Annotated in this window: 17 protein-coding genes; 8 read left to right on the top strand and 9 right to left on the bottom strand. The window is 69.4% G+C overall.

From position 1 onward, the window contains the following. Positions 1-15 precede the first annotated feature (15 nt). Positions 16-555: a class IV adenylate cyclase gene (locus tag EV653_RS29580; protein ID WP_134107553.1), complete on the top strand. Its 540-nt coding sequence runs from the start codon at positions 16-18 to the stop codon at positions 553-555. Positions 556-597: 42 nt separating this feature from the next. Here the strand turns inward: EV653_RS29580 and EV653_RS29575 are convergent, their stop codons facing one another. Then, positions 598-1,620: a DUF4331 family protein gene (locus tag EV653_RS29575; RefSeq protein WP_134107551.1), complete on the bottom strand. Its 1,023-nt coding sequence runs from the start codon at positions 1,618-1,620 to the stop codon at positions 598-600. A 120-nt stretch (positions 1,621-1,740) separates the two neighbouring features. On the opposite strand from EV653_RS29575, the gene EV653_RS29570 reads away from it, so the two are divergent. Beyond that, positions 1,741-2,643: a LysR family transcriptional regulator gene (locus EV653_RS29570; RefSeq protein ID WP_134107549.1), complete on the top strand. Its 903-nt coding sequence runs from the start codon at positions 1,741-1,743 to the stop codon at positions 2,641-2,643. A gap of 65 nt (positions 2,644-2,708) precedes the next feature. Here EV653_RS29570 and EV653_RS29565 read toward each other — a convergent pair whose 3' ends face one another. Further along, positions 2,709-3,530 (bottom strand): DUF3027 domain-containing protein, encoded by an 822-nt coding sequence (locus tag EV653_RS29565; RefSeq protein ID WP_134107547.1) that lies wholly within the window; start codon positions 3,528-3,530, stop codon positions 2,709-2,711. Positions 3,531-4,063: 533 nt separating this feature from the next. Between EV653_RS29565 and EV653_RS29560 the strand changes: the two genes are divergently transcribed. Further along, complete coding sequence (locus EV653_RS29560; RefSeq protein ID WP_238160524.1) at positions 4,064-5,899, top strand: MFS transporter; 1,836 nt, start codon at positions 4,064-4,066, stop codon at positions 5,897-5,899. Between the two features lie 214 nt (positions 5,900-6,113). Here EV653_RS29560 and EV653_RS29555 read toward each other — a convergent pair whose 3' ends face one another. Beyond that, on the bottom strand, positions 6,114-7,667 hold the full coding sequence (locus EV653_RS29555; RefSeq protein ID WP_134107545.1) for an MFS transporter: 1,554 nt from the start codon (positions 7,665-7,667) through the stop codon (positions 6,114-6,116). Positions 7,668-7,767: 100 nt separating this feature from the next. Between EV653_RS29555 and EV653_RS29550 the strand changes: the two genes are divergently transcribed. After that, positions 7,768-8,493 (top strand): TetR/AcrR family transcriptional regulator, encoded by a 726-nt coding sequence (locus EV653_RS29550; RefSeq protein WP_134107543.1) that lies wholly within the window; start codon positions 7,768-7,770, stop codon positions 8,491-8,493. Here the strand turns inward: EV653_RS29550 and EV653_RS29545 are convergent. After that, a complete protein-coding gene (locus EV653_RS29545; protein ID WP_134107541.1) occupies positions 8,490-8,873 on the bottom strand; it encodes a cold-shock protein in 384 nt (127 codons plus the stop codon). The two genes, EV653_RS29550 and EV653_RS29545, sit on opposite strands and share 4 nt — an antisense overlap. Before the next feature lie 126 nt (positions 8,874-8,999). Further along, positions 9,000-10,475 carry an ATP-dependent sacrificial sulfur transferase LarE gene (gene larE / locus EV653_RS29540; RefSeq protein ID WP_134107539.1) on the bottom strand — a complete coding sequence of 492 codons (1,476 nt, stop codon included), beginning with the start codon at positions 10,473-10,475 and terminating at the stop codon, positions 9,000-9,002. Positions 10,476-10,587: 112 nt separating this feature from the next. Between larE and EV653_RS29535 the strand changes: the two genes are divergently transcribed. The 3 genes from EV653_RS29535 to EV653_RS29525 are packed head-to-tail and all read left to right on the top strand — an operon-like array spanning position 10,588 to position 13,128. After that, entirely contained in the window at positions 10,588-11,517 is a 930-nt protein-coding gene (locus EV653_RS29535; protein ID WP_134107537.1) for a TauD/TfdA dioxygenase family protein, read from the top strand. 55 nt (positions 11,518-11,572) lie between these two features. Beyond that, on the top strand, positions 11,573-12,184 hold the full coding sequence (locus tag EV653_RS29530) for a TetR family transcriptional regulator (RefSeq protein ID WP_134107535.1): 612 nt from the start codon (positions 11,573-11,575) through the stop codon (positions 12,182-12,184). Next, positions 12,181-13,128: a R2-like ligand-binding oxidase gene (locus EV653_RS29525; protein ID WP_134107533.1), complete on the top strand. Its 948-nt coding sequence runs from the start codon at positions 12,181-12,183 to the stop codon at positions 13,126-13,128. The genes EV653_RS29530 and EV653_RS29525 overlap by 4 nt, the downstream gene beginning before the upstream one ends. On the opposite strand, the gene EV653_RS29520 is transcribed toward EV653_RS29525, so the two are convergent. Beyond that, positions 13,102-14,310 carry an MFS transporter gene (locus tag EV653_RS29520; protein ID WP_238160523.1) on the bottom strand — a complete coding sequence of 403 codons (1,209 nt, stop codon included), beginning with the start codon at positions 14,308-14,310 and terminating at the stop codon, positions 13,102-13,104. The two genes, EV653_RS29525 and EV653_RS29520, sit on opposite strands and share 27 nt — an antisense overlap. Before the next feature lie 37 nt (positions 14,311-14,347). Here EV653_RS29520 and EV653_RS29515 point away from each other — a divergent pair, with 37 nt between their 5' ends. After that, positions 14,348-15,250 carry a LysR family transcriptional regulator gene (locus tag EV653_RS29515; RefSeq protein WP_202871887.1) on the top strand — a complete coding sequence of 301 codons (903 nt, stop codon included), beginning with the start codon at positions 14,348-14,350 and terminating at the stop codon, positions 15,248-15,250. Here the strand turns inward: EV653_RS29515 and EV653_RS29510 are convergent. From EV653_RS29510 to EV653_RS29500, 3 genes are read right to left on the bottom strand one after another with little or no spacing between them, the layout of a single operon-like run. Beyond that, on the bottom strand, positions 15,232-16,335 hold the full coding sequence (locus EV653_RS29510; RefSeq protein WP_134107530.1) for an MSMEG_0565 family glycosyltransferase: 1,104 nt from the start codon (positions 16,333-16,335) through the stop codon (positions 15,232-15,234). The two genes, EV653_RS29515 and EV653_RS29510, sit on opposite strands and share 19 nt — an antisense overlap. Next, positions 16,335-17,153: a carbon-nitrogen hydrolase family protein gene (locus tag EV653_RS29505; protein WP_134107529.1), complete on the bottom strand. Its 819-nt coding sequence runs from the start codon at positions 17,151-17,153 to the stop codon at positions 16,335-16,337. Before EV653_RS29505 ends, EV653_RS29510 begins: the two co-directional genes overlap by 1 nt. After that, positions 17,144-17,959, bottom strand: coding sequence for a carbon-nitrogen hydrolase family protein (locus EV653_RS29500; RefSeq protein ID WP_134107527.1), 816 nt, complete (start codon positions 17,957-17,959; stop codon positions 17,144-17,146). Before EV653_RS29500 ends, EV653_RS29505 begins: the two co-directional genes overlap by 10 nt. Positions 17,960-17,965 lie beyond the last annotated feature (6 nt).

Raw genomic sequence — 17,965 nt, 5'->3', positions numbered from 1 at the left:
GCCGCGGTCCGGCGGATGCCGATCGAGTACGAGGCGAAAGTCCTGGGGATCGATCCGGACGTCGTCGAGGGCAAGGTCCTGGGCCTGGGCGGGCGTCAGGTTGCGGATCGGGTGATGCGACGGCTCGTGTACGACGTCGTGCCGGGCGACGGATCGCGGTGGATCCGGTTACGGGACAGCGGCTCCGAGGTGACCCTCACCGTGAAGGAGATCGCCCACGACGGAATCGACGGTACGACGGAGACCGAGGTCGTCGTCAGCTCCTTCGACACCACCGGCGAGCTGCTCCGCCGGATGGGCTTCGAGGCGAAGTCCTACCAGGAGAACCGTCGGACGAGCTTCGAGCTGTACGGCGCTCAACTCGAGATCGACCGCTGGCCACACATCCCGCCGTACCTCGAGATCGAGAGCCACTCCCGCGAACACGTCGTAGAAGTCGCCACCACCCTCGGCTACCTCGAACACGAGCTCACCGGCGAGAACACCACCAAGGTGTACGCCCGCTACGGCATCGACCTGTCCGACATCTCAGACCTCAGATTCACTCCAACCTGACACCCAGCCAGTTCCAGTTGCCGCCGGGGCCGAGCGGGGAAGTCAGGCGGGAACGACGTACGGGAAGACCGGTCGGCGCAGGTTTTCGTTGGACGACGGATGCAGACCGGACGGTACGGCGGTGCCGGCAACCATCGAGAGCATGAGCTCCGGGGCGTTGTCGGCCAGACCGCGTCCGTTGCGGATCGCGAATCCAAAGCTCGACGGTGTGCCGACGACGTACGGGAGAACGTCGGGCAGCAGTTCGCGGGCGACTGTCTCACCGTAGCCGTGTGAGTCGGCCGCCGTACCGCCGGCCGCGACCACCGCGGCGACCCTGTCCGCCAGGTTCTTGCCGTCGGCAGTGAAGTCCTGCGACGGGTGGCGGGTGTTGGCCGGGTACGTGAACCGGGTGTCGTCCGGCCAGAAGATCGGCCACATCATCGGATTGCCGGCCCGGTTGATCTGCCGCCAGCCTCCGGCGTCGGTCGCCAGCTTCGTGGTGCACCACACGCCGGTGCGCGCGCCCGGCGTGAGCACCGGGTGCTGGTGCGACACCTCCAGCACGATCGACTCGACAGTGGTACCCGCGAAGCTGTTGCGCGCCTCCTCGGGCCGCCATCCGGACAGGGCCACCGCAGTGCCGTCGTGTACAGCGGCGTTCACCCGGGACAGCAGCGACAGGTCGATGTAGAACGAGTCGTGGATCCGGCCGGCCCACACCCGCAGGCCCGCACCCTCGGCCGGCTCGCCGGTCTTGCCCTCGAGGACGAGCTCTCCATCGGCGCTGTCCTCCCGGGCCTCGTCGCCGGTCAGCACGCGTACAGCGAGGGGCTGCCGACCGGCCGCATCGTGCTCGCCGAAGGAGATCCGGTAGGTGAGCGACTCGTACTCCGCGTCGTCGACGTGCACCTTGAACTCGTAGCGGGCCTCGTGGTGGAACCCCGGCTGGACGTCGTCTCCGGTGATCGTCGAGTTGACGTCCATGACGAACACCGTGCTGTCGTCCCCGGAGAAGACGTAGAGGTCGTCGATGTAGAGCTGTCCGTTCTGCCTGGCGAGTGGTGTGTCGAGGTGGTGCGACATGGTCGGTGCTTCCCTTCGTTCGGTGGCGGTCGGCGTGGTTGTCGGCCTTGCCACCGAGCATCAACGGGCGCGGCGAACGGGAGTACCCGCCAATGCAGTAACTCCTCATAATGAATGGTTATGAGCGAAACATCGCTGGACCTCGACAGCCTGCGACTGCTGACACTGGTCGCCGAACTCGGCAGCCTCGGCCAGGCTGCGGAGCGGATGCGGATCAGCCAGCCTGCCGCCAGCAAACGTCTCGGCATGCTGGAGCGCCGGCTCGGGCTGCAACTTGCCGAGCGCGACACTCGTGGCTCCGCTCTGACCACCGAAGGCAAGGCCGTGTGTCACTGGTCCGAGCAGGTACTTGCCGAGGCCGCGAACCTGCTGGCCGGTGCCGCGGCTCTTCGCGCCGAGCGGGGCCGTGACCTGCGAGTGGCCACCAGCATGACGCTCGCCGAGAGCTTCCTCCCGGGCTGGGTCGCCGAACTCCAGCGGCAGTCGCCCGCTGTCCAGCTCAGCTTGAAGGTGACCAACTCCGAGCAGGTCGCCGCGTTGGCGGCGCGCCACGAGATCAGCATCGGGTTCGTCGAGGGGCCTGCCGTGCCGCACGGACTCAGCTCACGGACAGTCGCCACCGACCGGCTCGTCGTCGTGGTCACCCGGGCACATCCCTGGGCGCGACGCCGTCAGCCGGTACAACTGTCCGAACTGGCGGACACCCCGCTCATCGTGCGCGAGCCGGGCTCCGGGACCCGCGAGACCCTGGAGCGGGTCTTCGCGCGCGCCGGTCTCCGGCCGGTGGAGCCGCTGATGGTGCTCGACGTCAACGCCGCTGTACGAAGCGCGGCGGCCGCGAGCATCGGCCCCGCCGTCCTGAGCGCCGCCACAGTCGAGGACGACCTGGCCCTCGGCCACCTGGTCGAGATCCGCCTCGCCGGCGCCGACCTTCACCGCAAGCTCCGCGCCGTCTGGCCAAAAACCCGCCCGCTACCACCGGCCGCCGAGACGTTGCTCCAAATAGCCCGCAGCCCCCGCTGACCGTGACCGCGGTTCCCCAACCCCACCCAAGGCGTCGCGGCCGTTAGGCCGTGTCCTTTGCGGGGCTAGTCCTCGGCGAGTTCTTCGGCGACGCGGGGGGTTACGGAGACCTCGGCCTCGGTGAGTTCGAGGGTGTCGTAGCCGGTGGTGTCGAAGGCGTGGTCGGGGGTTGGGGGCTCGGAGATGTCGATGGTGGCGTCGGAGTGGGCGCCGCAGCCGTAGTCGTAGGCGACGACGTGGGCCTCGCCGGGAGCCATCTCGTTGGCGCAGACGCCGAAGGCCTGGCCGAGGCTGTCGGCGAGGCGGATCCAGTAGCCGCAGGAGTAGCACTTGTACGGAACGGCCTGCGCGATCGGCGACGACGGACCGAAGTCACCGGCGTACCAACGCTCGGCCGCTTCCTCGCGCCCGAACGGCGACAGCACCCGCTCACGGCCGAGGCCCAGCTCCTCGACGACCGTGAGGACGTCCTCAGGCGCGTCCGAGGTGTCGGTGAAACCCGGCTCGAGGCGCGGGTCGTCGGGGAGGGTCGGGAACAGGTCGCCGGGACGGAGGTCGCCGGGCTGGACGCGGTCCGACCACGGGACCCACTCGGGGGCGACGATCGCGACGTCCCCGGGCAGCATCACGACCTCGTTGATCGTGACGGTCTTGGCGCGGGAGGCGCGCGTGACGGTGACCGCCCAGCGCCAGCCGCGGTACCCGGGGTGGGTGGACGCGAAGTAGTGGGTGACGAGGCGCTCGCCCTCGACCAGATGACCGAGGTGCTCACCGACCTGCGCGGCGCCTGCCTCGGCGATCGCAGCTTCACGGGCCGGTTCGACCGCCGCGACGGCAATGGCGTCGGGCTTGGCGCGGACCGGTTCCGGAGCTCTGACGGGAGTCACAATCGCCCATTGTCGCACGCCCGTGGTAGTACTCCGAACCGCCGTCGGTCAACCGCTCGTACTCCGGGCTGCGCCCGTGGCCGCACTACTGGTACGCGCGGTGACTGCGTCCTGTCCGCGGCGCGAGGCAGGATGGTTCCATGCACTCCCCCGACCCCGACACCCCCAAGCCCGGCCCGGGCGGCGATGCCGCCACGCCGTCGCGGGGCAACGCGGGCCGGTCCCGGAGCGACGCAGGGCAGACGCGAGGCGACACAGGCCGGGCGCCGGGCAACGCGGGCCAGGCACGGGGCGACGCGGGCCGGGGGCGGGAGGAGAATGGTGGCCAGCGGGGCGCCGAGCAGGCTTCGAACCGGTTGGCTGCGCACGAGCAGGCGGGTGGTGGCATGGGGGACAACACAGGAGGGCCCGGCGGCCGGTCCGGCAGCTCTAGCGCAAACGGCCGAGCAGAACGCCCCGGCACAAACGGGCCTGGGCCGACCGGGGGGTCGGGGAAGGCGGCTGGGGAGCGGCTGAGTGATGCTCGGGAGCGGGTGGGGTCTGCGGGCAAGAAGGTCGGGCACGCCTCCAAGGTCGGCGCCGAGGGTGTTGCTTCGGCGTCCAAGAAGGCCGCTGAGGTCAGTGGGAAGGTGGGGCGGGCTACCGGACGCCGGATCCGCGGGCTGACCAGCGCGCAAGGTGCTGGGGAGTCCGGGCTTTCGCGGCTGATCGAGCTCGGCGCGGTGAACGCAGCGGGTGATACGGCGTTCGCGGTGTCGCTCGCCGGGACGGTGTTCTTCACCGTGCCCAGCGACCAGGCGCGCGACCGGGTGGCCTTGTTCCTGCTGCTGACGATGGCGCCGTTCGCCTTGATGGCGCCGCTGATCGGCCCGATCCTCGACCGGTTCCGGCACGGCCGACGCTGGGCGATCGGCGCGACACTCGGCGTACGCGCGTTCCTGGTCTGGAGTCTCGCGTCCTCGATCGCCGGCCACGGCTCCGCCTGGTTGTACCCGGCCGCCCTCGGCTGTCTCGTCGCGTCCAAGGCGTACGGCGTCACCCGCGCTTCCGCCGTACCGCGTCTGCTCCCGAAGCAGATCACGCTCGTCACGGCCAACTCACGCATCTCGCTGGCCGGTGTCGCCGGCGCGACGATCGGCGCCGGGATCGCGGCCGCGTTCGCCGCGATCGGCCCGCAATGGTCGCTGCGTTGGGCCGCGCTGGTGTACATCATCGGCCTGATCCTCGCGATCCGCCTGCCGAGCGCGGTCGACTCCCCCGCCGACGAAGAAGTCACGGGTACGGCGGGACGCGCGGCACGCCGGCGCGCAATCACCGCCGCGGTCTCACGCGGGATCCGCTGCAACCTCGGACTGCGGTTCGTATCCGGATTCCTGACCATGTATCTGGCGTTCCTGCTGCGCGACCAGCCGATCAGCGGTGTGAAGGGCGCGGTCGCCGCCGGTGCGGTGATCGCCGCGGCCGGCATCGGGAACAGTCTCGGCACCCTGCTCGGATCGTTGCTCAAGGCACGTAAACCGGAAGCTGTCGTGCTCGCGGTGCTGCTGGCGGACGCGATCGTCGCGGTCGCGGTCGCGGTCCTCTACGGCCTGCCGATCCTGGTGGCGCTCGGCCTGGTGGCCGGGTTGTGCAGTGCGCTCGGCAAGCTGTCGCTGGACGCGATGATCCAGCGCGACGTCCCGGAGTCCGTGCGTACGTCGGTCTTCGCGCGCTCGGAGACCGTCCTGCAACTGGCCTGGGTGATCGGCGGCGGGTGCGGGATCGTGATGCCGTTGATCCCGCGGCTCGGGTTCGGGTTCCTGGCGGCCGTGCTGGTGGTCGTGGTCTTCCTCGTACTGCGGATGCGCCCGGCGCCTCGCCCGACCGAAGGCCCACTGCGCCCGGGCGGTCTCGGCGGACCACGCGCGGGCGCGCACCCGCACGAGCACGACACCACGTCGTACGGCGGACGCTCGGAGAGCACGACCCGGACGATCCTCACCACAAGCGTCGCCGAGCAGCGGGCGAACCGCGCGCGCCGCTCGGACTCCGGCGAGGAGCCGACCATCGAATGGCGCGGCGGCGATCAGCCGCCCGCCGACCGCCCAACAGACCAGCACCCAGGCCCGACCCGCCACCCAGAGCCCGGCACCCGCCCCGCGCCCGACACCCGTTCGGAGCCCGGCAGGCGGCCCGAGCCCGGTCGGAGCGCCGAGCCCGGTAGGCGTCCCCAGCCGCCGGCCGGCAAGTGGTGGAGCGGCCAGCCGGACGAGGACGAGGACACCCAGAACCAGGCCGCCTGGGCCGAAGAGCCAACCGAGGAACGCAACCGAGGCAGCCTCTTCAAACGCCGCCCCGGCACCGACAACCACCGCCACCCACCCCGCTGACACCCGCCTGACAGGCCCGCTGGCGGGTTATGTGCCGACTGCCGGGTTGTAAACCGCCAGCAGCGCAACAACCTGCCAGCGAAAGCGGCGACCGGGGTGGGATTCACGCCGGCCGCCGCAGGTTCGGGGGCAGAGGGCTGGGCATGGGAACGGCGGCTGGGCATGGGAACGGCGGCCGGGTGGGTTCACGCCGGCCGCCGTCGGGGGGTTGGGGCTAGAGGGTGATGGCTAGGTCGGCCTCCTCGGTGGCCGGTTCGGGGGCTTCGGTGGGGGTTGCGTGGGTGGTGCCGCGGAGGGTGAGGGTGGCGGCTACGGCGGTGGCCAGTAGCAGGACCGTGCCGACGACGGCGACCACGTTCATGCTGTGGGTGAAGGCGTGGCGGGCGGTGGTCAGGACGGTGTCGGCCAGCTGACCCGGGAGGTGCGCGGCCGCGGCGGTCGCAGCCGGCAGACCCTCACGGACGGGACCGGCAATCTCCGCAGGCAGGTTGGACGGGAGGTCGGAGCGGTACGCCGCGGTAGCGATCGAACCCAGGATGGCGATCCCGAGCGCCCCGCCGAACTCCGAGCAGGTCTCCATCACCGCGGACGCCGAACCTGCGCGCTCCGGGGCGACCGAACCGACAACCGCCTCGGTGACCAGAGTCATCACCATCACCAGACCGGCAGCCAGCAGACCTGCACCCACCAGCGGCACCGCCAGCGACGAGTCGACGTGCACCTGGGTGAGTACGGCGTACCCGGACGCCGCGAGCACGAACGCTCCACCGATCACGTACGCACGGTCCATCTTGTTGGCCAGCGCAGTAGCCAACGGAGCCGCGCCGCCGACGAGCACCGACGGAGCGAGCGACCACAACGCCGCCTTCAGCGGGCTCAGGCCGTGGACCAGCTGCAGGTACTGGGTCAGGAACACCGCGTTGCCCACCAGCGCCAGGGTCCCAACAGTGTTGGCAGCCAGCGAACCGCTGAACGCCCGGTTGCGGAACATCGACAGGTCGACCATCGGGTACGCCGCGGTCCGCTGCCGCTGCACGAACAGCACCCCGAACACCAGCCCGGCCGCGATCGCCACCACCGGCAGCACCGACCCACCGTTCGCCGCGACCTCCTTGATACCCCAGATGACCGGCAGCACGGCCGCCAGCGAGAGCAGCGAGCCCGGCAGATCAAACCGTCCACCGGCGGGGGTCTTGAACTCAGGCAGCAGGATCGGCGCGAGCACCAGCAGCAGGATCATCGCCGGGGTGTTGATCAGGAACACCGAACCCCACCAGAAGTGCTCCAGCAGGAACCCGCCGAGCACCGGCCCGAGGGTGATCCCGCCCATCATCACCGCGCTCCAGAACGCGATCGCCTTCGACCGCTGCTTCGCGTCGTGGAACATGTTGCGGATCAACGCCAGGGTCGACGGCATCAGCGTCGCTCCCCCGATCCCGAGGATGGCGCGGGCCGCGATCAGTTGCTCCGGGTTCTGCGCGTACGCCGCCGCGACCGAGGCGAGCCCGAAGCCGACGGCGCCGAAGATCAGCAGCCGGCGGCGCCCGATCCGGTCGCCGAGCGAGCCCATGGTGATCAGCAGGCCGGCCAGGACGAACCCGTAGATGTCGAAGATCCACAGCTGCTCGGTCGCCGACACGCCGAGGTCCGCGCTGATGAACGGGACCGCGAAGTACAGCACCGACACGTCCATCGAGACCAGCAGCAACGGCAGTGCGAGCACGCCGAGCGCGATCCACTCCTTGCGTCCCGCTCGTTCTGCACTCATGACACCCTCCCGGGGGATCTGTCTATGCCGCACACTGTGTACGGCATAGACAGACCATAACCGAGACTGTCTATGATGTAAACAGATAAGGTGGTGGGCTATGGACGAGAACGAACTGCCCCGGGTGCTTCAGCAGCTCTGGGGGATCGAGGGGCGCAGCCGGCCGGGGCCGAAGCCGGCCTTCCAGGTGCAGGACATCGGCGATGCGGCGATCAAGCTCGCGGACGCCGGCGGGCTGGGCGCGGTGTCGATGAGCAAGGTCGCGGCCGAACTCGGAGTCACCACGATGGCGCTCTACCGGTACGTCGAGGCGAAGGACGACCTGTACGTCGTCATGCTCGACCAGGCGTTCGGGCTACCGCCGCAGGTCGACGAAGCGGCGGATTGGCGCGAACGGATCACCACCTGGGCGGAGGCGTTCCAGGCGGCGTTGCAGAAGCACCCGTGGATCCTGCAGGTGCCGGTGGTCGAGCCGCCGCTGTCACCCAACCAACTGGTCTGGATGGAGGAGGGCCTGCGCGCATTCGAGCACACGCCCTTGACGCCGACCGACAGGATGTCGGCGATGCTGCTGGTGAACATCTACGTCCGCGGCACGACCGGGCTGAGCGCCAGCATGCTGAGCATGCCGCCGGAGGAGGCCGCGGCGGCCGGCAAGCAGTACCTCCGCCGGCTGCGCAGCCTGGCCACCCCGGACCGGTTCCCGACCATTGCAGCCGGGCTCGACGAGCCGCAGGACTACATCGACAACGACCCGTCCGAGTTCTCCTTCGGCCTGACCACGGTCCTCGACGGCATCCAGACCCTGATCAGCAGACGGAACTAGAAGTCGAGCTTGTCCGCGACGCCGCGCAGCACCGTGGCCACCTGCTTGGCCGACTTGTTGTCGGGCTGGCGGCCGCGGCGGTAGTTCTCGCCGATTCGGTCGAGGAGTTTGATCAGGTCCTCGATGACGACCTGCATCTCTTCCGGCTTCGGGCGCATCGCCTTCGCGACCGACGGCGGCGGGTCGATCAGCCGGACCTGCAGGGCCTGCTCGCCCTTGCGTCCCTCGACGACGCCGAACTCGACCTTCTGCCCGGGCTTCAGGTTGGTGACACCGGACGGCAGGGCCTCGGCGCGGACGTACACGTCCCCGCCCTCCTCCTTGCTGAGGAAACCGAACCCCTTGTCGGAGTCGTACCACTTCACCTTGCCAACGGGCACGGGAACCTCTTCATCAGTATCGTCGGAAGCGAACGAGCCGTGAGGCCCGGTCAGGAAACCCAGCCTACGTGACTCGGCGCAACGGCGCCTCCGGGAAACTACCTGATCCGGCAGTCTTCCCGCACCTCACAAAGCCCGATACTTTTCGGGATCCGCGAGCCGCTCGTTCATCGACCCGGACCGGAATCCGCGCGGGTCCACCTGGGCCGCCGCGAACCCTTCGGCCATGACCGCATCCACCAGCTCCTGGTGGTCGACCCGATCGAGGAGCGCGGCGTCGATCTCGATCGAGGCACTCTCACCGAGATCACGCACCCGCACGTTCTGCACGTCGTACGACGCAAGCCGCGCGCGGACCGTCAGCTCGGCGCGGTCGACCCGCGCGAGCAGGTTGGGCGTGATCCGGATCCCGTACGCGATCCGGCTCGACAGACACGCCGCGGCCGGCTTGTCCGAGGTCTCGAGCCCCCAACTGCGCGACGCTGTCCGGATCTGCTCCTTGGTCAACCGCGCGTCCCGCAGGGGCGTCAGCGCGCCGCGCTCGAACGCGGCGCGGATACCCGGCCGGAAGCCGGCGATCGCGTCGTCGGCGTTCGTCCCGGTGGCGATCGCGGTGATACCGAACTCGTCCGCGATCGGCTGCAGCGTCTCGATCAGCTCGGCCTTGCAGAAGTAGCACCGGGCGCCCGAGTTGGCCTGGTACCCCTCGCGCTCCATCTCGTGCGTGTGCGGGGTGACGTGCCGGACGCCGATGGTGTCGGCGAACCGCGCCGCCGGCTCGAGCTCCGCCGCCGGGAGTGAGGGCGAGATCGCGGTCGCCGCGACCACGTTGGCCGGCCCGATCGCGCGGGCGGCGGCCGCGAGCAGGAACGCCGAGTCGGCGCCACCGCTGAACGCGACGACCATCTTGTCGTACGACGAAAGCCGCTTCATCAACGCTTCCAGCCGCTGCTCGAGCACGTACTCGTCGAGCCAGGCCGGGAACTCCGTGAGGTCATTGAGTACGACGTCGGCGCCGTACGCCCGCAGCTCGTCCGCGCTGAACGGACCGGTCGCGACCGATACCGCCAGGGCACCCGCGGCGTGTGCGCCGTCGATGTCGGCGGTGTGATCGCCGACGTAGATCGTCGCCTCGTGCTCGCGCAGCGCCGTACCCTTCTCGGCGCCGTGCAGATCGCCGACCGGCTCGTCGACGTCCAGTCCGAGGTGCTCGAGGTGCAGCCGGACCGACGGGGTGTACTTCGCGGAGACGACCATCGTCCGCCCGCCCAACGCCCGGATCGCGGCGAGAGACTCCGCGACGCCCGGCAGCGGCAGGCTGCCCGTGATCGCGTGCGACGGGTAGTGCTCGCGGTACCGCGCGACCATCGCGTCGACCTGCTCCGGCGGGAACCAGTTGGCCATCTCCCAGGTCAGCGGCGGCCCGAGCCGGCTCACCACCAGGTCGGTGTCGATGGCCACCCCGGTCTCGGCGGCAAGCAGATCCCAGACGGCCTGGATCCCCGGCCGGGAGTCGATCAGCGTCATGTCCAGGTCGAATCCGACCACGAGCTCCGGCACATCGGCGGCGGTCGGGGCGGGCTGGATCTCGGCGGTTGACACGTCCCCAACCCTACGTGCTCCGGCCGGCCGAGTGGTCTCGCATCCCGAAACGGCCGATAAGTCTACTAATTCAGTCGGATTATGGATGATAACCGACCGTGAGGGAGCAACCATGACCACGCAACTCCAAGCACCGCAGATCACCGTCACGAAGGCCGGCGGCGCGCTCGGCGCCGTGATCGGCAACGTCGCGCTCGGCGGTGACCTGGCACCGGAGACGGTGGCCGCGATCCGGCAGGCGCTGCTCGACCACAAGGTGATCTTCTTCCGTGAGCAGCACCACCTCGACGACGCTGGCCAGCTCGCCTTCGCCCGGCTTCTCGGTACGCCGACGCTCGCGCATCCGACGTCGAAGAGCCTCGACGGCGCGGCGAACGTGCTGCCGATCGATTCCGATTACAGCAAGGCGAACAGCTGGCACACCGATGTCACGTTCGTCGACCGGATCCCCGCGATCAGCCTGCTGCGCGCCGTCACCCTGCCCGCGTACGGCGGTGCGACCTCGTGGGCGAACACCGTTGCGGCGTACGCGAAGCTGCCGCAGGCGCTGCAAGCCCTGGTCGACCGGCTGTGGGCCGTGCACAGCAACGTGTACGACTACGCGGGCCACGCCGACGAGGGGCGGATCGGCGGCGTCGATGTGAAGTTCGAGGAGCACCACAAGCAGTTCGAGTCCAAGCGCTTCGAGACCGAACATCCGGTGGTTCGCGTCCACCCGGAGACCGGCGAGCGTTCACTCGTGCTCGGCCACTTCGTCCGGCGGTTCGTCGGGCTGACCAGCGCGGAGACGACCGCCTTGTTCCAGCTCTTGCAGAACCGGGTGACCCACCTCGACAACACCGTCCGCTGGCAGTGGCAGCCGGGTGACCTGGCGATCTGGGACAACCGCGCAACCCAGCACTTCGGCGTCGCCGACTACGACGACCAGCCGCGCCGGCTGCACCGGATCACGCTGGCCGGCGACGTCCCGGTGAGCGTCGACGGCGTCCGTAGTACGCCTCGAACGGGTGACGCGTCCCACTACTCGTCACTTGACAATTGAGGACGCTCTGTCCGAGTACTTGACATCGGGAGCACTTTTGTAAACCCTCGTCCCCATGACCTCGTTCGCCGATCGGACCAAACGCCGGCTGCGTGACGAGCTGCTCGACGCGGCCCAAGAGGCGGTCGTTGCCGGCGGGTACGACGGACTCCGGATGGCCGAGGTGGCTCGCCGTACCGGGGTCTCGCGGCAGACCGTCTACAACGAGTTCGGGGACAAGTGGGGCCTGCTGGAAGCGGTCGCGGCCCGCGAGACCGAACGGTTCCTGGTGGATGTCAACACGGCGATCGCCGAGCAGCCCGACCCGATCGACGGCCTCCGGGCCGCGGTCGAGCGGGCGCTCATCCTGGCCGGCGAGAACCCGCTGATCAAGGCAGCGCTGAGCCAGCCGGGATCCGACCAGGCCAGTCAACTGCTGACCACACGGGGGCAGCAGGTACTTGAACTGGCCCACCTCCGGCTCGGTGCCCATGTCAGGGAGCACTGGCCGGAGGTTCCCGCAGAGGACGCGACCAGCTGCGTGGACGTCGCCTTGCGCGTCGTCATCAGCCACATCGTCACGCCGGGCCCTCCCCCGGCTGCGGTGGCCGATCAGCTGGCTCGCGTCCTCTCACCCTTCCTCACCGAAAAGCGTGGTCTCGCCGAGTCCAGGAGGTCGCACGTATGAACGAGCTGCACAGGCAAGGCTTCACCACGCTGAAGGCCGGCGGACTCAACTGGGACGCGCTGCCGTTGCGCCTGTTCGACAAGGGCAACCGCAAGTTCTGGAACCCGCGTGACATCGACTTCAGCCAGGACGCGAAGGACTGGCAGGAGCTGAGCGCGGACGACAAGGACAACGCGTTGATGCTCTGCTCGCAGTTCATCGCAGGCGAGGAGGCGGTGACCGAGGACCTGCAGCCGTTCCTGCAGGCGATGGCTGCCGAGGGCCGGTTCGGCGACGAGATGTATCTGACCCAGTTCTGCTTCGAGGAGGCCAAGCACACCGCGGTCTTCCGGCTCTGGCTGGACGCTGTCGGCGTCACCGAGGACCTGCACCACTACGTCGAGAACAATCCGGGGTACCGCGCGATCTTCTACGAGGCCCTGCCCGTGGCGCTGAAGTCGCTGGCCGACGATCCGTCACCGGCCAACCAGGTCCGCGCGTCCGTCACCTACAACCACGTGGTGGAAGGCACTCTGGCCCTCACCGGCTACCACGCGTGGAACCTGCTCTGTACGGCGCGCGGCGTCCTGCCCGGCATGCAGGAGCTGATCCGCCGGATCGGCGACGACGAGCGCCGGCACATGGCGTGGGGCACGTTCACCTGCCGTCGGCACGTCGCCGCGGACGAGGGGAACTGGAAGGTCGTCACCGACACGATGGAGGAGCTCCTTCCCCACGCGCTGACGCAGATCCAGTGGGCGATGGACAACACCGCCGCGCTCCCACCGGAGATCAACCCAACCGCCTTGATGACGTACGCCGGCGACCGCGCCACGCGTCGACTCAGCGCGATCGAGTCCGCCGTCGGCGCGGACGTGGCCGGGATCGACCTCGACTACTCCCCCGAGAAACTCGAGGACGACTTCGGCGCCGAGGACTCAGCCGCGCTCGCGGCGGTTCGCTAGGAGAACAACCAGCGCCGCAGTCGCCAGTACTGCGGGAAGCCAGGTGACCGTCGTCGTACCGAGGTGGTCGGCGATCTGGCCGCCGGTGAAGGCGCCGAGGGCAATCGATCCGTTGTAGACGCCCACCAGGACGGCGGACGAAGATTCCGGGGCATCGGGCGCTGCGGCGTGTCCCCATGCTTGGGTGCTGACGCTCGTTCCGCCGTACGCGAGGCCCCAGATCACCAGCAGAGCAAGGGATCCGGCGACGGTTGTGCCGAGGACGGGCATCGCGAGCGTGGCGAGCGCTATGCCGGAGGTGATGACGGCGAGGGCACGGGGCGGGTGGAGGGCGCCGGCGAGGAAGTTGCCGATGACACCGGCCACGCCGTACGCGAGCAGCAATGAGCCGATCAGTGCCGGGCCGGTGTGCGGCTCGAGGAGCGGGCGGACATAGGTGTATGCCGCGAAGTGGCCGGTCACGATCAACGCGACGAGGACCAGACCGACGCGAACATCCTTGATGTGCAGGACTTCTCGTACGTCGATCCAGCGCACAGCCTTCTCGGGTGCGAGGGACGGAAGGTGGTAGCTCAGCGCGCCGGCCAGCGCCAGGGACAGCAGCCCGACGCCTGCGAAGGCCCAGCGCCAGCCGGCAAGTTCACCGACGTACGCACCGGCCGGGATGCCAAGCACAGAAGCGATTCCGATGCCGCTGAAGATGAGCGAGGTCGCCGGGCCGGCGGCATGCTCGGGTACGACGCGACGCGCGAGGCCGATCGTCAGTAGCCAGACACCGCCGATGGAAATGCCCATCAGGACTCGCGCCGCGATGAAGACCCAGTAGACCGGCGCGAGTGCGGCCACGAATGCCGCGAAAGCGAGCAGCACCATCAGCCCGCCCAGAACTGTCCGGCGGTCCAGCGTCCCCAGCACGAGCGGGAGGACGGGGGCTGCGAGGGCGGAGACCACGCCGGTGACAGTCAGGCTGAGCCCGGCGGTTCCTTCGGTGATGTGCAAGGTGGTTGCCATCGGAGTCAGCAGACCGACCGGGAGCATTTCGGCGGTCACGACCGTGAACACCGTCGCCGCCATAGCGATGGATGCCGCCCAGCCCCGGGTCTCCACCTCGTCCGCGCAGATCGTCGTCATACCTCCAGTGAGCGGCCGCACGGCCACCTGGAACAACGGCGATGTAGTCATGCTTGTATTAGCTGAGCTAATCGATGAAGGTGGAATCATGGCCGTCGAGATCCGCGAACTGGAGTGCTTCCTGGTGCTCGCGGACGAGCTCCATTTCGGCCGTACGGCGGAACGTCTGTACCTCTCGCAGAGCCGGGTCAGCCAACTGCTCCAGTCACTGGAGCGCCGCATCGGCGGCCCGCTGTTCGAGCGTACGAGCCGCCGGGTCGCGCTGACGCCGCTCGGCAAGGAGTTCCTGACCTCCCTGCGCCCGGCGTACGCGGCCTTGGAGCGGGTCGTTGCCGACGCCCTCGAGTACGCCGCCAACGTGAAAGGCAAGCTCCGGATCGGCTTCCAGGGTGCCGCCAACGACACGGTTCTCGGCGCGGTCTCGGAGTTCCAGTCCCATCACCCCGACTGTCTGATCGACGTCTGTGAACTGCCGCTCAACGACCCCTTCGGCGCGGTTCGCCGGGGTGCCGTCGACGCCGCCGTCGTCATGCTGCCGGTGGCCGAGGACGACCTCGTCCTGGGCCCGGTCTTCTCCCGGCAGCAGCAGACCCTGACGGTCGGTTCGAGCCACCGGCTCGCCGCCCGGTCGTCCATCGATGCCGAGGAGCTGGCCGACGAGACCCTGATCTCGATCGCCGGGCCCGCGCCCGGTTACTGGCGGCAGGCCCAGGCACCGACCCAGACGCCCGCCGGTGCGCTGATCCACCGCGGTCCGGATGTCCGGACCCTGCAGGAAGGCCTCTCGCTCATCGCCGCAGGTCGCGGTGGAATGCTCGTGTGCCGCCCCACCGCCGAGCGCAACCAGCACTGGGACGGAATCGTCAGCATCCCGCTGACCGGCATACCCGAGTCGGCGCTCGGCCTGGTCTGGCGCCGCGGCGAGGACACTCCTGCCTTGAAGGCTTTCGCCGACCACCTCAAGTCCGGCGATCACCTCAAGGAGCCGTAGAACTCCAGGTGTGCCTCGGCGGCTGCCGTCCAGGTGTAGGTGGCGGCGACCTTGCGGCCGAGATCGGCGCGGCTGTGGTCCGTCAACGCGTCGCGCAGGGCGTTCGCGAGAGCGGCCGGGCCGGTCGCGTAGGTCGCGGCGTCGCCGAAGATCCCGCGGAAGACCGGGAGATCGGAGACGACGAGCGGGACGCCGGCGGCGAGCGCCTCCAGCGGCGCGAGTCCGAAACCCTCCTTGATCGAAGGGAAAGCGAAGGCCTCGGCACCCGCCACCAGAGCCGGCAGGTTGGCGTCGTCGACGGGGCCGAGTACGACTGGTGCGACACCAAGCTCGGCGGCGCGTTCGTCCCAAGCAGCACGGTACGAGCGGTAGTCGAAGAGCGTCTCACCGCCGGCGATCACCAACCGCAGCTTCTGGCGATCGAACCCGGCGACGGACGCCGAAGTCAGCCGGGCGTAGGCCTCGAGCAGCTCGAGTGAGCCCTTGCGCGGCTCGATACCGCCAACGGTCAGTACATACCGGCCCAACTGCCGGCGCCATTCGTCTCGCCGGGCCGCAGCGGCCGGGTCATCCGACGCGGCCGCCGCGAAGCGGTCGGCGTCGACGCCGTTCGGGATGACTGTTGCCTTGAGCCCCCAACCGTCGAGCAGCTCGCCGGCGACCGCCGCGGACACGCAGATGTGCGCGTACGGATCGACGATCGCGCGTTCGTGACAGGCCGCCAGCTCGGGGGTGGTGAAGTGGTCGAGGTGATGCACGGTCCGGACACAGCGGCCGGCAGCGTTGGCGCTGATGCAGTCCTGCGCGTGCACGACGTCGTACTGCGTTCCGTCGAACGCATCACGCAGTACGGCGATCGACCGGAGGATGCGCGCGCCGACACCTTCACCGGGCACGTCAGGGAACGGGATCAGCGACAACCGCACGCGGGGGTCGACCGGCCGGAAGAAGCCCTCGTCGCCACCGCGGGCGAGCGACCAGACGGTCACGTCGGCTCCGGCCGCTGCCAGCGCTTCGGCCAGATAGAGCGTGTGCACGACGCCGCCACGCGGTTTGGTGGAATAGCTCAGCAGCGCGATCCGCATCAGTAGACCTCCGGTCGGCGTTCGCCGAGATGGTGCAGCACCCGGCGGGCGGTCTCGATCTCGGCGCGTACGTCGACCTCCGCGATCGCGATCCCGGCCTTCGACCAGGTGCGGGCGACGATGTCGCCACCCGGGCCGACCACCTTGGACTGGCCGAGGAACCGCAGGCCGCCGATCGATCCGGTCAGGTTGGACGAGACCAGCACGACCTGGTTTTCGGCCGCCCTGGACCGGTCGTAGAGGTCGAACAGCCGGGACTGGCGGTCCTCGTTCATCCGCGCCGCGCGGTTCGTGATGCTGGTCGGCCACGCGCACAGGCAGGCGATCACGTCGGCGCCGTCCACGGCGAGCGCCCGGGCCGCCTCCGGGAATGTCTTGTCGTAGTCGATCATCATCCCGATCCGGCCGACCGGGGTGTCGAACCCGGCGAACTTGTTGCCTGCGGCATAGATCGTGCGTTCGCCCGGCGGCTGGTGCACCTTGCGATGCCTGCCGAGGACGCCGTCACCGGTGACGCACAGCGCGGTGTTGTAGCGGTCCGGGCCGTCCGCCTCGCAGAAGCCGAAGCAGACCACCATCTCGCCGGCCATCGCGATCACCTTGGAGATCAGCGGATCGTCGAGGGTGAGTGCGGGCGGGAGATCGTCGAGCGCGGGATTGCTGAGGTCGTTGAGGTACCCGCCGAGCACCGCGTCCGGCAGCACGAGCAACTCGACCTCCTCGCGTCGGCCGTGCCGGATCAGCGCCTCGACCCGGGACAGATCGAATTCCAGATCCCGGGTGAACCCCGCCGCGACCGCACCGATCTTCAGACCCATGCCAGCTCGTACGCCTCCGGCCGCCGGTCCCGAAGATGTCCCATCGACCGGCGGGCCAATTCCAGCGCCTGCTCGACGTCCAGCTCGGCGATCGCCATCCCCTCGGTCACCCCGGTGTCCGCCAGGACCTCGCCACCGGGGTCGACCACCTTGGCGCTCGCCACGAACCGCAGCGAGCCGAAGGTGCCGGACTGGTTGGCCGAGACCCAGACCACCTGGTTCTCCAGTGCTCTGGCCCGGTCGAACAGGTCGAACCGCCGCTTCCACCGGTCCTTCGCGAGGTCCGGGTCCGGGTTCGTCCGCGCACCCGGCCAGGCCGAGACGCAGACAATGATCTGCGCACCGTCCAGGGCGAGCGTCCGTGCCGCCTCCGGAAACGCCTTGTCGTAACAGATCATCAGACCGAGTCGCCCGACCGGTGTGTCGAATGCCTCGAACCGGTCCCCGGCCGCGAAATGCGCGTCCTCGTGCAACGGCTGGTGCACCTTGCGGTGATGTCCGAGTACGCCGTCACCGGTGACGCAGACCGCGCTGTTGTAGATCAGTCCGTCCACCGCCTCGGCGTACCCCGCGGTGACGACCAGGTCGCCGGCCAACCCGGCGAGCCGGCGGATCTCGGGGCTGTCGACGGTGAACGCAGGCGGGGGTTCCGCCGTACCGTCGAGGCTGAGCAGGTATCCGCCGAGGGCGCCTTCGGGTAGCGCGAGCAGTTTCACGCCGGCGGCACGGGCCTGGTCGATCAATCGCTCCACCTGCGCGAAGTCGGCTTCGAGGTCGCGGTCGAAGTTTGCGGCCACTGCCGCCATTCTGAG

Source organism: Kribbella pratensis, assembly GCF_004365355.1.
Classification (GTDB): domain Bacteria; phylum Actinomycetota; class Actinomycetes; order Propionibacteriales; family Kribbellaceae; genus Kribbella.
The sequence above is the reverse complement of the archived record's forward strand: the minus strand, read 5'-3'. Positions and strand labels throughout refer to the sequence as shown.

What these genes read in the sequence shown, in the direction of transcription:
- EV653_RS29580 (WP_134107553.1), top strand. Translation starts at nt 16, where the DNA reads ATGCCGATCGAGTACGAGGCGAAAGTCCTGGGGATCGATCCGGACGTC.
- EV653_RS29575 (WP_134107551.1), bottom strand. Translation starts at nt 1,620, where the DNA reads ATGTCGCACCACCTCGACACACCACTCGCCAGGCAGAACGGACAGCTC.
- EV653_RS29570 (WP_134107549.1), top strand. Translation starts at nt 1,741, where the DNA reads ATGAGCGAAACATCGCTGGACCTCGACAGCCTGCGACTGCTGACACTG.
- EV653_RS29555 (WP_134107545.1), bottom strand. Translation starts at nt 7,667, where the DNA reads ATGAGTGCAGAACGAGCGGGACGCAAGGAGTGGATCGCGCTCGGCGTG.
- EV653_RS29550 (WP_134107543.1), top strand. Translation starts at nt 7,768, where the DNA reads ATGGACGAGAACGAACTGCCCCGGGTGCTTCAGCAGCTCTGGGGGATC.
- EV653_RS29535 (WP_134107537.1), top strand. Translation starts at nt 10,588, where the DNA reads ATGACCACGCAACTCCAAGCACCGCAGATCACCGTCACGAAGGCCGGC.
- EV653_RS29530 (WP_134107535.1), top strand. Translation starts at nt 11,573, where the DNA reads ATGACCTCGTTCGCCGATCGGACCAAACGCCGGCTGCGTGACGAGCTG.
- EV653_RS29525 (WP_134107533.1), top strand. Translation starts at nt 12,181, where the DNA reads ATGAACGAGCTGCACAGGCAAGGCTTCACCACGCTGAAGGCCGGCGGA.
- EV653_RS29520 (WP_238160523.1), bottom strand. Translation starts at nt 14,310, where the DNA reads ATGACTACATCGCCGTTGTTCCAGGTGGCCGTGCGGCCGCTCACTGGA.
- EV653_RS29515 (WP_202871887.1), top strand. Translation starts at nt 14,348, where the DNA reads ATGGCCGTCGAGATCCGCGAACTGGAGTGCTTCCTGGTGCTCGCGGAC.
- EV653_RS29510 (WP_134107530.1), bottom strand. Translation starts at nt 16,335, where the DNA reads ATGCGGATCGCGCTGCTGAGCTATTCCACCAAACCGCGTGGCGGCGTC.
- EV653_RS29505 (WP_134107529.1), bottom strand. Translation starts at nt 17,153, where the DNA reads ATGGGTCTGAAGATCGGTGCGGTCGCGGCGGGGTTCACCCGGGATCTG.
- EV653_RS29500 (WP_134107527.1), bottom strand. Translation starts at nt 17,959, where the DNA reads ATGGCGGCAGTGGCCGCAAACTTCGACCGCGACCTCGAAGCCGACTTC.